The sequence below is a fragment of the Bacteroidota bacterium genome, from assembly GCA_020161395.1.
GTDB lineage: Bacteria > Bacteroidota > Ignavibacteria > Ignavibacteriales > Ignavibacteriaceae > UTCHB3.
In genome coordinates this window covers 73,251-86,889 of the sequence record JAIUOE010000005.1, presented here as the reverse complement: position 1 = coordinate 86,889, position 13,639 = coordinate 73,251, and the positions used below count along the sequence as shown (strand labels likewise).

Annotated in this window: 10 protein-coding genes and 1 tRNA gene; 8 read left to right on the top strand and 3 right to left on the bottom strand. The window is 41.9% G+C overall.

Annotated features, from left to right (window positions below; genetic code table 11):
- Nucleotide 1: 1 nt before the first annotated feature.
- Nucleotides 2–1,645 (top strand): hypothetical protein, encoded by a 1,644-nt coding sequence (locus tag LCH52_09585; protein ID MCA0388733.1) that lies wholly within the window; start codon nucleotides 2–4, stop codon nucleotides 1,643–1,645.
- Nucleotides 1,646–1,712: 67 nt separating this feature from the next.
- Here the strand turns inward: LCH52_09585 and LCH52_09580 are convergent, their stop codons facing one another.
- The gene (locus LCH52_09580; protein MCA0388732.1) at nucleotides 1,713–4,982 is read right to left on the bottom strand and encodes a PDZ domain-containing protein; all 3,270 of its coding nucleotides are present in this window, start codon (nucleotides 4,980–4,982) and stop codon (nucleotides 1,713–1,715) included.
- Between the two features lie 226 nt (nucleotides 4,983–5,208).
- Nucleotides 5,209–5,613 carry a hypothetical protein gene (locus tag LCH52_09575; protein ID MCA0388731.1) on the bottom strand — a complete coding sequence of 135 codons (405 nt, stop codon included), beginning with the start codon at nucleotides 5,611–5,613 and terminating at the stop codon, nucleotides 5,209–5,211.
- A 174-nt stretch (nucleotides 5,614–5,787) separates the two neighbouring features.
- On the opposite strand from LCH52_09575, the gene LCH52_09570 reads away from it, so the two are divergent.
- The 7 genes from LCH52_09570 (at nucleotide 5,788) to LCH52_09540 (ending at nucleotide 11,847) form a co-directional block, all read left to right on the top strand.
- On the top strand, nucleotides 5,788–7,542 hold the full coding sequence (locus LCH52_09570) for a M14 family metallopeptidase (GenBank protein ID MCA0388730.1): 1,755 nt from the start codon (nucleotides 5,788–5,790) through the stop codon (nucleotides 7,540–7,542).
- Nucleotides 7,539–8,246, top strand: coding sequence for a M15 family metallopeptidase (locus tag LCH52_09565; GenBank protein ID MCA0388729.1), 708 nt, complete (start codon nucleotides 7,539–7,541; stop codon nucleotides 8,244–8,246). The genes LCH52_09570 and LCH52_09565 overlap by 4 nt, the downstream gene beginning before the upstream one ends.
- Nucleotides 8,247–8,356: 110 nt before the next feature.
- Nucleotides 8,357–8,429: transfer RNA gene (locus tag LCH52_09560), tRNA-Met, on the top strand.
- A gap of 109 nt (nucleotides 8,430–8,538) precedes the next feature.
- A complete protein-coding gene (locus LCH52_09555) occupies nucleotides 8,539–9,387 on the top strand; it encodes a UbiA family prenyltransferase (GenBank protein MCA0388728.1) in 849 nt (282 codons plus the stop codon).
- A 41-nt stretch (nucleotides 9,388–9,428) separates the two neighbouring features.
- Entirely contained in the window at nucleotides 9,429–10,106 is a 678-nt protein-coding gene (locus LCH52_09550) for a DUF2461 domain-containing protein (protein ID MCA0388727.1), read from the top strand.
- 174 nt (nucleotides 10,107–10,280) lie between these two features.
- A complete protein-coding gene (locus LCH52_09545) occupies nucleotides 10,281–11,243 on the top strand; it encodes an NAD(P)-dependent alcohol dehydrogenase (protein MCA0388726.1) in 963 nt (320 codons plus the stop codon).
- A 391-nt stretch (nucleotides 11,244–11,634) separates the two neighbouring features.
- On the top strand, nucleotides 11,635–11,847 hold the full coding sequence (locus LCH52_09540; protein ID MCA0388725.1) for a TM2 domain-containing protein: 213 nt from the start codon (nucleotides 11,635–11,637) through the stop codon (nucleotides 11,845–11,847).
- 59 nt (nucleotides 11,848–11,906) lie between these two features.
- Here LCH52_09540 and LCH52_09535 read toward each other — a convergent pair whose 3' ends face one another.
- A complete protein-coding gene (locus LCH52_09535; GenBank protein ID MCA0388724.1) occupies nucleotides 11,907–13,547 on the bottom strand; it encodes a PAS domain-containing sensor histidine kinase in 1,641 nt (546 codons plus the stop codon).
- Between the last annotated feature and the right edge of the window lie 92 nt (nucleotides 13,548–13,639).

Below are 13,639 nucleotides of genomic sequence, written 5' to 3'. Positions count from 1 at the left end.
TATGAAAAAGACAATCTTGCTTTCCCTCCTCTTTGTTGTTGGTGCATTCACAGTAAGTAATGCTCAAAATCTTAAAGATGCCCACAAATATCTGGAAAACGAAAGCTACACAAATGCACTGCTGACATACAACAAGTTGCTGGCTGAAGAACCTGGCAATATTAAGTATGGTTATTTTTTAGCACATGCCTACCAGCATATTGCAAGAAATGACAGCGCAAAAATGGTGTTGGATAAATTTACTGCGACTGCTGCCGGCGATCCTTACTACATGCTTGGAGCCGCCACCCTCGCATTCAAAGATAAGAACTTTGCTCTTGCCAAAGACCTGATTTCGCAGGCACTCGCAAAAGTTTCCACTGAGAAAAAAGGGACAACGATTTATGATGTCGAATTTCTCATTGACCTCTCTGATGCCATTTATGTTGGTGGTGCCGACAAGGATATTTGCGAACTTGGAATTGATGCCATCCTGAAAAATCTCTCAAAAGATCCAAAAAACTACGATCTCCTGATCGCAGCCGGAAAGATCTATTATACCATTCCTGACGGCACAAATGCACTTAAATTCTTCAAATCAGCACTCGATATCCAGAGTAATAAGCCTGCCGCACATGTGGGGTATGGACAGGTTTACAGACTGATCAAGCAATATGGTTCTGCCGAAATTAAATTTCAGGATGCACTGAAACTCAACCCTGACTACGCTCCTGCATATCGTGAGATTGCAGAAATGAACTACGACATGGAAGACTATGCAAAGGCAATCCAGAACTATAAAGAATATCTGCAAAAGTCGGAAAAGACACTTCCCAATCTCAGAAGATTTGCCATTATCCAGTATAACGGAAAAGATTATGTCGGGACAGTTGCAACCACCAAAGAGTTTCTTGCCAGCGATGGAAAGAATGCCGACATGTGGGTTCTTCAGGCTTATGCATACGATATGACGGGCGACTCAACAAATGCAATCGCATCATTCGATAAATATTTCTCATTCGTTGAACAGCCAAAGATCAAAGCGTATGATTACGAACTTTATGGTAAAAACCAGAAGAAAATCGGGAACGACTCGATTGCAGTTCTGAATTACATCAAAGCTGTCGATCTCGATTCCACCAAATCAACTCTTCTTGGTGATGTTGCAGCATACTATTTCAAGAAGAAAGACTGGGAATCTGCTGCAAAGAGTTATAAAAAGAAAGAACAGCTCGAACGCGGACTGGCACAGAGAGAATATTACAACCTTGGAATGGCTTACTATTTCGGGAAGAATTACGATGCCGGTATTGTGGCGTTCGACAGCCTGTTAAGCCAAAAGGCTGACTTTGCTCTCGGTTATTTTTACAAAGCATTGTGCCTCTCTCAGATAGAGACTCTTGACTCCACCAAGTTTGGAATTGCAAAACCTGTATTTGACAGTTTTATTGCAATCGCAGGTAAAACTCCGGAGAAATTCAAGACACAGCTCATTAATGCATATGATTATATGGGTTATTTTTACTTCCAAAGTCAGGATAAACCTGAATTCAAAGATACCTGGAAACAAAATTTCAGAGATTCCTACGAAAAAATTCTGGTTCTCGATCCTAACAACCAGGGAGCAAAAGACAACCTTAAGCTGGTACCTGCAGATAAAAAGTAGAGTAATTAATTAAAAAAAAGGCTGCCCGGGCGATCAGGCAGCCTTTTTTTATGTTCAGTTACGACTTTTATTTGCTTTTATCCGGGAAAGCGGGAACAGGATTCTTTTTAACCGGATTCTTTTCCAGTTCTTTCAGTATCAGTTCGATTCCCTTGTTGAGCTGTTCATCAGTTCCTGAAAATTCGAGTGCAGGGTCGTTGTCGACAACTATATCAGGATCGACACCATGCCCCTCCATAATCCATTTAGCTTCCTTCAGATCATAAGGACCAAATTCCGGTTTGTTCAGAGTGCCACCATCGACAAAGGGAAGTGAACCGGAAATTCCCACAACACCACCCCATGATCTTTTCCCAACAAGTTTGCCGAGGCCTGAAGCCCTGAAACGATAAGGGAAGATGTCGCCATCCGACGCAGAGAACTCATCCATCAGGAGAATCTTGGGTCCTACATGCATTCCGGTTGGATTGAATGTATTGATGGAATTTCTTCTGTAGTTCATCATGACCGGCATTCTGGCGAGTCTCTCAAGTATTTGAGGAGACACATTTCCGCCGCCGTTTCCTCTGTCGTCAATAATAAGGGCTTCTTTGTTTAGTTGCGGATAGTAATATTTAACAAACCAGTTCAGTCCGTTTACACCCATGTCAGGGATGTGGATGTAGCCGACTTTTCCGTCGGTGGCTTTGGTAATTTTTTGAATGTTTCCTTCAACCCAGTTGAGATAATAAAGATTCTGTTCATCTGCAACCGGAACCACGGTAACATCTCTCGAACCTTTTTCGTCAGCAGTTGTATTGACGGTAAGTACCACCTGTTTTCCTGCACGGTCGACGAGCGATTCGTAAATGTTATCCATATCCTTCACAGATTTTCCGTTCACGGCGATGATATAATCACCTTCCTTCACATTTACGCCAATTTCTGTGAGAGGGGAACGGAAGTCTTTGTCCCAGTTTTGTCCTGAAAGGATTTTCTTTACCTTCACATATCCGGAGGCATCTTTTTCGAGTTTTGCACCGAGAAGCCCCAGGGCGATTCTTGCAGCTTTGGGATAGTCACCTCCTCCGACATAGGCATGCCCGATGTTCAGTTCACCGATCATTTCACCGATGATGTAGGTCAGGTCGACTCTGTGATTTACATAGGGAAGCAGCACTTCATATTGTTTTTTTACGGCAGCCCAGTCGACACCATGCATGTTTTTCGCATAGAAAAAGTCACGCATCTGGCGCCATGACTCATTGAATATCTGTTTCCATTCAGCTTTTCTGTCGAGTGATACCTTTAGATCGGAAAGATTCAGGGCATCTTTTATTTTTACAGGAGCAGAGGGAAGAGGTATAATTCCATAAGAATTTCCGACTCTTACAAGCATCTTTTTCTCGTCGGCAGAGATTTCATATCCGGCAACCTCACCGAGATTTGTCTCTTCAAGGTCTTTCAGGCTATAGGAGTAGAGGTTGAATTTGTCCTCTCTTGCTCCTCTCCTGTAGTAGAAAATTTTATCAGCAGTTGTCGAGAGGTTCCCGTAACTTCCTGCCGGTGCCGGTATTTCTGCCACCCTGTTCAGGATTCCGTCAATATCGATAACGAGCTTCTTCGATCCTTCTTTTGAGTCCTTTGTCTCTTTCGACTCTTTGGTATCTTTCTCTTCCTTCTTCTCAGGAGCGGGTTTGTCTTCTTTTACAGTGACTTCATCACTTTTTGGTTCGAATGGTGATTTGGTCGAATTCTGAAGTGTAATCAGATACAGCTTTGTCATGTCAGAATAGATGTGGTTCCATTCAGTCCAGCCATAGGTCGGGTTGAATGTCCTTTCCGATGTAAAGAAGAGATATTTGCCATCTTTTGAGAAAACAGGCTGCCCGACATCAAAAAATCCGTCGGTTACAGGAGAAGCTTTTTTATCATCAAGCGAATAGATATATATTCTGGATGATACATTGTCTTCTGCCTTATTGTAGGCAATGTAACGGCTGTCATGAGACCAGTCGTAGGCAAACACAGGTGAAACATCCGATTTGTCGACCTGAGTAATCGTCTTTGAGTCGATATCAACATAGTTTAATGTATAATTCTGGTCAGCGAAGATCAGTTTTTTACTGTCGGGTGACCATTGAATAGAGAATTTATAAGCATTTCCGCCTTTGGTAATCTGAATTTCCTCACCTTTACCGTCCTGAGGAGTAATATAAATTTCATCCTCTCCACTTTTGTCGGAGATAAAGGCAATGAATTTACCGTCAGGTGACCACTTGGGAAAGCGTTCATGGATTCCTGAGGTGGCGGTCAGATTTCTGGTGGCGCCGTTCTTTGCGGGAACGGTAAAAATATCACCTCTGGCGCTTAAAAGAGCCCTGTTTCCGTCGGGTGAAATTTCAAATGAAGCAATACTACGGCTTACATCAACAATTCCGTCTCTGCCTGTGGCAAAGTCATCACTGATCCGGATATCGACTTTTGAATATTTGTCATTTGAAATATCGAGTTTATAGATGTATCCTGCATTTTCGAAGACAATGTAATTTCCACCGATCGAGGGGAATTTTACATCGAAATCGGTAAAATTTGTAATCTGTTTCTCCTGCTTTGTTGCAAGATCGATTGAATAGAGATTCATGGTTCCGGTTCTGTCGGAGGCGAAATATATTTTGTTGCCTGCCCACATCGGGAAAATGTCCTGAGCAGGATTCTCCTGAACTCTGGTGGTTTTCTTTGAATCAAAATCATAAATCCAGAGATCGTCCGCCTGTCCGCCACGATAGCGTTTCCAGGTTCTGAACTCCCTGAAGACTCTGTTGTAAACAAGTTTTTTTCCATCAGGTGAGAATGTGCCAAAACCGCCTCTTGGGAGGGGAAGCTGTTCAGCGAGACCACCCTTTACATTTGCGAAATAGAGCTGTCCCTTCCAGTCGTTTGGTTCTGTCCATCTGCTGCGGAACATTACGGTTTCGTTGTCACGCCAAGCCATCACAATGTTGTTTGGTCCCATTCTGTCAGACAGATCGTCTCTGCCAAGGGTTGCCGTGTAAGTCAGCCTTTTTGGGACGCCACCTGTGGAGGGTATCAGATACACTTCTGTATTTCCATCATACTGCCCCGTGAAAGCTATATGCTTGCCGTCCGGGGAGTATTTGGCGAACATTTCAATTCCCGTGTGATTGGTGATCTTCCGGGCAGTACCGCCGGTTGCATTCACAACATACAGATCACCTGCATAAGTAAAAACAATCTGATCACCGTTGATATTTGGAAATCGAAGGAGCCGGGATTCCTGTGCCTGCAGTTCGACAACTGCCAATAGCAGAGAAATAAACATGATTATTCGAGTCATAGTACCTTGCTGTTTTTGTTAATGGAAAAATGGATTTGAATATTATTCAAAAAAAATTGATAACTCAACCGTTTTTTGATGGAGGGTTATTGAACGGGGGGAACGGCAGATCTGTTACAGAAACTGTAAATCAAGGCATAACTCCCCCCTGATGCCGAAATTAACAGGCCTCAGAATTCATTCAAACTGTTTCAAGTATCTAAAGACCACAAAAGTGTGAATCAGTTCATGCAGAAGCCGATACTTTCGACGCTATCTCTTTTTGTTTAAGAATTGTAAAATTTGTGAGGATTTCCGAAAATCTGTGATTCGAAATCCCGTTCATTTCCGCTGTTTTTCTTAACCAGTCCACCTCGGGTCGGGAAAGGTCGTTATCGGAGAATGCAAGATTCAATGCCTCATCGATGAACACTTCTGTAATCGCGGCAGAACTGAACGAAAGCGGATTATCGCTTATATTCTCATTTATCATTAAATTTTTGATTACTTCTTCATAGAAATCTTTGCTGAATCCAAGTTTCGTGGCAACATTTCTAATAATATCTTTTTCCTTGTCTATTAAACTGTTGTCGATTCTCGCGACAATTAACAGTCCCTTTAAGTAATTGCTTTTGTCAAGTTGTGTAAGCATGTTTCGATCTCCCATCTCCCATTATTCGGGAAAAACTGTCATCTAACATACTTAAATAAGGGATAAAATTCAAGGGAATTCGGAAAACTTCGTCAATTCTGCTGCCTGATTATTCGATTCATTTAATTAAATTATCCACCTGATTTATTTAAAATTAACCAGGAATCATCGAAATTGGCAAAATATTTCTCAAGAATCATCTTATTGCTTTTGATTCTCTCCTCTACCATGTTTTCTCAGGCTGACTGGAAAACAGAATTTGAAAAATCTGACTTTAAAGCCACTTCAACTTATGAAGAAACAGACAGGTTTTTCACCCGTCTCGCCACAACCAGCGACGCTGTCAGGTATGAAACCATAGGCACATCACCCCAGGGAAGGGAAATTAAAGTGTTTATCGTTTCAAAGGAGAAGGCTTTTACTCCTGAGGCAGCGAAGAAAACGGGCAAGCCTGTGCTGCTGGTACTGAATGGTATCCACTCCGGTGAGATAGAGGGAAAAGATGCTTCGATGCTGTTCCTTCGTGAAATGCTTGTTGAGGGAAAGCATCAGGAGGTGTTCGAAAATGTGATTTTACTGGTTATCCCGATATTTAGTGTGGACGGCCATGAGAGAAGTTCCGCCTGGAACAGAATAAATCAAAACGGTCCGACAAACATGGGATGGCGAACCACCGCTCAAAATATAAACTTGAATCGTGACTGGATGAAAGCTGATGCTCCGGAAATGCGTGCGATGCTGAGATTGTTCTCGGCATGGATGCCCGATTTCACGATTGATAACCATACAACCGACGGAGCCGACTATCAGTATACTGTCACCTACGGACTCGAACGCCATGGCAATATTGCACCAAATCTGGCAAAGCTTTCTGAAAAAGTCTTCCTGCCGTTTCTTATTGAAAATGTTGAGTCTGCCGGATGGCTTGTGGCTCCTTATGTTTATTTTAAGGACAATAATGTTGAGAAGGGGATGCTCGACTGGGCTTCAACTCCCAGATTCTCCGGTGGATATACTGCAGCACAAAACAGGATCTCGCTGCTGGTTGAAACTCATATGATGAAACCATACAAGGATCGTGTTTTCGCCACGAAATCAGTTCTAGAGGCAACAGCAAAATTTCTTGTATTAAATGGTAAAATAATCAGAGAAGAAAATAACAAAGCTGACAACAACATGAAACAGTTCGTCGGAAACGGTGCGAAATGGCTTCCAATCAAGTTTTCTACAACAGAAACTGCAGGCAGCAGCATTTTATTCAAAGGAATTGAAGCTGTTCTTGAAACGAGTACAGTCTCCGGCACTGAAAAAATCGTTTATACCGGCAGGAAATTTGAAAAGGAAATACCGGTGTTCGATAATGTGGTCGCCTCAGATTCGATAAGGGTTCCGACGGGTTACATAATTCCCGCCGAGTATTCGTCACTTGTGACTATACTGGAGCTTCACGGAATCAAGGTGGAGCAACTTAAATCTCCAAAGAAATTCCTTGTTGAGAGGCTAAAATTCAATGATTTTTCATTTGCCAAATCACCTTATGAGGGGCGTTTCAGGGTAACTTCCGGATATGATCTTTCGAAATCAGAAGAAGTGGTTCCTTCCGGGTCGTTTTTTGTTTCCTGCGATCAGAGGACACTTAAAGTTATCAACCTGCTGCTTGAACCCCGTTCCGAGGATTCCTTTCTATCATGGGGATTTTTTAATCAGATTTTTGAAATGAAGGAGTATTTCGAGGATTATGTTATGGAAAAAGTGGCTCTCGAAATGCTCGCAGCCAACCCTGGCTTAAAAAAGGAATTCGAAGAAAAACTTGCATCAGATGAAAAATTCAGGAATGATCCCGATGCAAGACTTTCGTTTTTCTATAAAAAGTCACCTTATTTTGATAAAAACTACTGTGTATATCCAATTTTAAGGGTAGTCGAATGAAAAAGTTTGATATTTCTTTCAAGTGGTTTCTTCCTGTATTCCTGTTTCTTTCAGGTATTGCATTTTCCCAACCGGAAGTTCCCGTAAATGAATTTGGATTAAAGGTCGTTAATTCCAAATCCCTTTATTTGGCTCAGGTCGCCGTCAATGTTGAGAACACATTGCTCAACCTTGAAGGATTAGCACCAAATCTTCGCAAAGATGTGAAGTACGCAACTACAGATAATGTCACAAAACAGGTGCTTTACACGACTCCGGGAGTTTTTTTAAGGAAACCTGCTGCCGAAGCATTAAAAAAGATCGCTGAAGAACTTGCTTTGAATGGTATCGGGCTTGTTGTTTATGATGCATACAGACCCTACAGTATCACAAAAAAAATCTGGGAATTTGTCCTTGATGAGGATTTTGCCGCGAGTCCCAAAACCGGCAGTCGTCACAACAGGGGGTGCGCGATTGATATCGGTTTATACGACATCGTTTCGGGTGAACTGCTCGAAATGCCGACTGTTTTCGATGATTTTACAGAAAAGGCGAGCCACAAGTATATGAAAATATCACCTCAGCAGAGGATAAACCGCGCTCTTTTGAGGACTGTCATGGAAAAACACGGGTTTAAAGCTCTCGAGAGTGAATGGTGGCATTATGATTATTCAAGCTGGCAGAGTTTTGACCTGATGGACATCAGTTTTGAAGATCTGAAATAGGGGATAAGGATTAGGACTGTTATATATTTGGTGGATTGGGAAATAATGTTTATATTTGAAGACTAAATTATAACAGTTACGGTACAGGAAATATAAATAAGATTTTTGATCGCGGGGTGGAGCAATTGGTAGCTCGTCGGGCTCATAACCCGAAGGTTGTCGGTTCAAGTCCGGCCCCCGCTACAAGAAAAAAAGCCTGAGAAGAAATTCTTGGGCTTTTTTGTTTTAAATGCTCCACTTCGGTTATTTTTGACAATGATGATTTATTTTTTCTCACAGTATCGCTGAGCCGATGAACCGGATAGAAGGCAGTCTTACTCTCATTAGACCCGACCTCTCTGTTGCTGCGGGAATCTGTGTTGTGACAGGTCAACTTCTTGCTCTTGGAGCCCCTGCATCATTCCTGCAAACCATTACCGGGTTCTTCGCAGTCGCCCTGATCTCAGGTGCCATTCTGGCAATCAACGACTATTTCGATGTCGAGTCAGACATCATTAATGCTCCCCATCGCCCGATCCCTTCAGGGATGATCTCAAAATCAGAAGCTCTTGTACTTTTTATCGTTTTGCTTTCTGTTGGATTGTTCCTGAGTTACCTCTTAAATATTATTGCATTCACGGCAGGGATTGTTCTGGCGATCACTGGTTTTTTATACAACTGGAGACTGAAGCGAACGGGATTCCCCGGAAATCTTATGGTAAGCTTTTCCGTCGGGATGACTTTTGTATTTGGCGGAATTTCGGTTGGACTTCCTTTTGAGAAAACGGTTTTATTTTTTGGATTGCTTGCTGCCATGCTGGATTTGGGGGAGGAAATATCTGCCGATGCGATGGATTTGGAAGGCGATAAAAAAATTCAATCCAAATCTCTTGCTATCAAATTCGGACGAACCCGGGCATTAAAGATCAGCAGCTACATATTTGGTTTTGTTATACTTCTGACCGTTATCCCGTTTGTTTTGGGCTGGTTTAAGATTCCCTTCCTGATTCCTTTTCTCGTTATGGACGGGGTAATAATCCTTTCTGTGTTCCGGCTTCTTCAATCAGAAGGTGACGAGGGAAGGGTGTATATTAAATGGATATACCGGAGTTCCACAGCAGCAATTCTTGTTTTTCTCGTGATGCGACTTGCAGGAGTTTAGTAATTGATTTGTTTTGTTTCATTCGATCATTGGAGGTAAAAGTGAATATTAACGATATACTGGCTTTTTTGAAAGACCTTTCAGCGAATAATTCAAAAGAGTGGATGGACAAAGAGAAGAGCAGATACCTCGCTGTCAGAGATTTCTGGATGGATCAGGTGGCTGAAATGCTCGACAGACTCTCGATTTACGACGAGCTACTGCACGGGATACAACCGAAGGACACAGTCCACAGAATCTACAACAACCGGAGATTTCAGCCCGACAAACCGGTCTATAAAGACAATTTCACTTTCACACCGTATCTGAAGATTGCTCATGCATCATTTCATCTTTCCATCAGTCCCGGCAGGTCGTTTGTTGGTGGGGGACTATACCGTCCACCTGCTGACCTGCTCGCAAATGTGAGAAGATTCGTGGCACAAAACGGCAAGGAACTTCAAGAAATTGTGACTGAAAACCGTTTTGTCAATTTCTATGGATGCCTCGATTCAAGCGAAGAAACTCTCAGGACTGCTCCCAAAGGATTCCCAAAAGATCATGAATACATCGAATTTCTTAAGATGAAAAGTTTTATTTCGCTTAAAACGCTTTCAACTAATGAGGTTACGGCAGGTGGGCTGATCGATCTGGTTGAAGAATCATATCTGGCAAATAAACCCCTTATAGATTATCTGAATGAGGCATTAAGCGACGAGGGCATAAACAGAACCGTCTGAAAGGCAATTCACCCGTTCAAACTATTCAGGACTCATGCTCTTTGGATAGTTGTAACTTAGCAGACTGAAATCGTAATTTATATTACCGCCATTAAAATTTGGCAAGTCTTTGCGATTTTTACTACAAACGAAAAAAGTTATCTCCTTTTATTTGTCACTTTCCTCAGGAAATTCATGCGAACAATAATTTATTCGAAATATGGTCCCCCCTCGGTACTTCAACTTAAGGAACAGGAAAAACCCTCCCCCAACGACAACGAGATTTTAGTTAAGATAATGGCTACAACGGTTGCCACGGCTGACATTAGAATCAGAAAAGCAGACCCGTGGGTAGCAAGATTAGTGTATGGTCTTTCCGCTCCAAAAAAGCAAATCCTGGGCATTGAGTTTTCAGGAATTGTTGAGGAGACGGGTAAAAATGTTACTCTGTTCAAAAAAGATGACGAGATTTTCGGATCAGCGGGATTTGATTTCGGTACTTACGCTGAATACCGCTGCTTCCCTGAAAACGCAATTATATCCCATAAACCAAAGAATATTTCATTTGAAGAGGCTGCAACCATTGCATTTGGCGGACTGACCAGTCTTTACTTCCTGCAAAAAGGAAATATAAAAAAGGGGGATAAAGTGTTGATCCATGGTGCTTCGGGGAGTCTTGGTACGGCGGCGGTTCAAATAGCGAACGATTTGGGTGCGGAAGTGACGGCTGTATGCAGCGGTTCCAATTCCGACCTGGTCAGATCGCTGGGAGCACACTTCACAGTGGATTATACAAAAGAGGATTTTACGAAGAATGGTAAAAAATATGATGTTATTTATTGTACAGTCGGGAAAAGCCCGTTTAGGGGATGTGTAAAATCATTGAAAGACGGCGGGCGATATTTGCGAGCGGTTCATCATAGTCCCGTGGATTTTTTCAGGGGATTGTGGACGAACCTGACAACAAAGGTGAAAGTGACCGGGGGTATTGTAAAGGAGACCACGGAGAATCTAAACTTTCTGGCAACACAGATTGCAAATGGAAAGTATCGACCGGTAATCGACAGAATTTATCCGCTTGAGGAAACTGCAGCGGCCCACGAATATGCGGAAAAAGGACACAAAAAAGGGAATGTAGTCATCAAAATTTTGCAGTGATGAAAAACATTACTCCACCTGTTTACTTTAATAAAATCCCATTATTAAAAAATAATATATTTTTCAAAATTTTATTTGGTAGTAATGTGAAAAAAAACTAATTTCGACCGTTACTTTAATAATAGTTTTCTTCGACTCAGGTCCAAAAACCTCCCAATTATATCAATCTCTGATATAACAAAAAAATACACAATTTGCTGACGGCACAGCGAGCGACTATCGTCACTCACCGAGTTTTGCCTGCCGTCGGGATGTATTGTCTGAAATTACCTGAATTGTCAATTGATTTCAAGACCAATATTTTTTAATATACTGTGGAGCCCAGAAACCACATTAAAAAACGGGGCGTCACCGAAAAGCCTGACGAGTAGGAGAAACAAAAGGTATAATTATGACAGAACAGAAACCAGTTCAATCAAAGGTAACCATGATCCTCGTTTGTCTTTTTCTCGGAGGACTTGGTATTCATCGTCTTATGATGGGCTATTCCAACTGGTGGTTGCAGTTAATCACGCTTGGTGGTTGCGGTATTTGGTCACTGATAGATCTTATTCAGATCATCACCGGCAGCATGAAAATGGCTGACGGAAGAGACCTCGTATAATTCAGGGGGCTGGAATTTATTTCCAGCCCGTTTTTTTAACTTCAGGATATTTTAGCTGTTTAGTTGCCGGTTGATCTTCTCAAAGTGAATGAGAATTTACTTCCTGCACCCTCCTTGCTTTCAACCCGGATAGTTCCTCCATTTTTTTCAACGAATTCCTTACAAAGGAGCAATCCCAGACCTGTTCCTGCTTCACCGTCTGTCCCTTTTGAACCGGTTTTTTCTCCCGGATGGAAAAGTTTTGCCAATCTTTCACTGTCCATTCCGACTCCTGTATCTCTCACAGATACTTCAACCATAGTATCATCCAGAGCCTCGATGTCAAAACAGATATATCCACCCCTTTTTGAGAATTTGATTGCATTAGTCAGCAGATTCAGTATGACGGAATTAATCATGTTTTTATCAGCGATTACATTCACAGGATCAGTAAATTTGTTGACAATCTGAACTTCCTTTTGTGATGCTCTTTCTGCCAGAGATTCGATATTACTTTCAATAATCGAGTTCAGACTGAACACAGTCCGGTCGAAAGGCATTGAACCCTTTTGCATTTGAGACCATTCGAGCAGATTTTTTAGGAGCTCAAAAATATTTTGCGCATTATTGTGGACACTTTTGCTGAACTTGAGGAGTACATCTTTCTCCATCTCCGCTGCGTCATCAGCGAGTATCTCGGTCAATCCCAATAATCCAAGAAACGGACTTCTGAGATCATGGGCTATTATCGAGAAAAACTTTTCTTTCTCTTTCACAAACCGTTCAAGCTCTTCATTCTTTTTGTTGAGAGCGTCTTCCCATTTTTTTCTTTCCGTAATATCCTGAAATATTGTGGCAAAACCACTCGAGTCTGTTTTATATACAGAAATTGAAAAGTATTTATTGAGAGGGGGGTACGAGGTTTCGAAGACAACCGGCTCACCTGTTGCAACTGTTTTAGTGTAAATATCCAGGAATGGAGGGTCGGCTATGCCATACGCCTCACGACTCGTTTTATTCAGGATGCTCTCCTTCTTCAAACCAAGTATTTTCTCGAAAGAAGGATTTACATCAAGTATCCTGTAATCGTATGGAGTTGATGATTCATCATAGATTAATTCATGTACTGCAGACCCTTCGATCATATTTTCGAACAGTGACCTGAATTTCTCTTCACTTGAAATGAGCGCTGACTCAAACTTTTTTTGCTCTGAAATATCGAACATGATACCGTTCCAGTATGAATCACCGTTCGGCAAAATGGTTGGGATGGACTCAATTCGGACCCATTTCATCTCACCCTCGATCTTACACCTCCCCTCCCAGCGGAAAGGTTTTTTATTCAGCCAGGCTTGTCTGTTTGCTTCATCAAGAGAAGGGCGGTCATCGGGGTGTACTTTGTCCATCACAACCTCAGGATTCGAAAGAAGTTCTTCCTTCCTTATCTGAAGCATTTCGCAGTATTTGCTGCTCCCGTACACGAAACTCATTTCACCGGCGGCAGTAATAAGGAAAATATAGATTCCCGCCGGTATACGGTGAAGTATCTCGGAGTACTCGGCAGTAGTGATATATATATTCTCTTCCAGATCTGTTATCCCTGATAAAGCGGCTTCACCGGATCTCTTTTTTTCGGCGGTTTTTAACCTGTCGACCTCTTCCTTAAGTCCACTGATCAGTTTGATCAGATCATTTTTAGACATGTCATTATAATCTACCATTTAAGTGATCTCCTGACTGGCGAATGAGAGGATGTTATCATTTTTCGTTATTGATTATGACTTCAACATGAACAGAGTACTTATTAATTTTT

Excerpts from the sequence above, each read along its gene's own strand:
- LCH52_09545 (MCA0388726.1), top strand. The coding sequence starts at position 10,281 with ATGCGAACAATAATTTATTCGAAATATGGTCCCCCCTCGGTACTTCAA.
- LCH52_09575 (MCA0388731.1), bottom strand. The coding sequence starts at position 5,613 with ATGCTTACACAACTTGACAAAAGCAATTACTTAAAGGGACTGTTAATT.
- LCH52_09535 (MCA0388724.1), bottom strand. The coding sequence starts at position 13,547 with ATGGTAGATTATAATGACATGTCTAAAAATGATCTGATCAAACTGATC.
- LCH52_09540 (MCA0388725.1), top strand. The coding sequence starts at position 11,635 with ATGACAGAACAGAAACCAGTTCAATCAAAGGTAACCATGATCCTCGTT.
- LCH52_09565 (MCA0388729.1), top strand. The coding sequence starts at position 7,539 with ATGAAAAAGTTTGATATTTCTTTCAAGTGGTTTCTTCCTGTATTCCTG.
- LCH52_09555 (MCA0388728.1), top strand. The coding sequence starts at position 8,539 with ATGAACCGGATAGAAGGCAGTCTTACTCTCATTAGACCCGACCTCTCT.
- LCH52_09585 (MCA0388733.1), top strand. The coding sequence starts at position 2 with ATGAAAAAGACAATCTTGCTTTCCCTCCTCTTTGTTGTTGGTGCATTC.
- LCH52_09580 (MCA0388732.1), bottom strand. The coding sequence starts at position 4,982 with ATGACTCGAATAATCATGTTTATTTCTCTGCTATTGGCAGTTGTCGAA.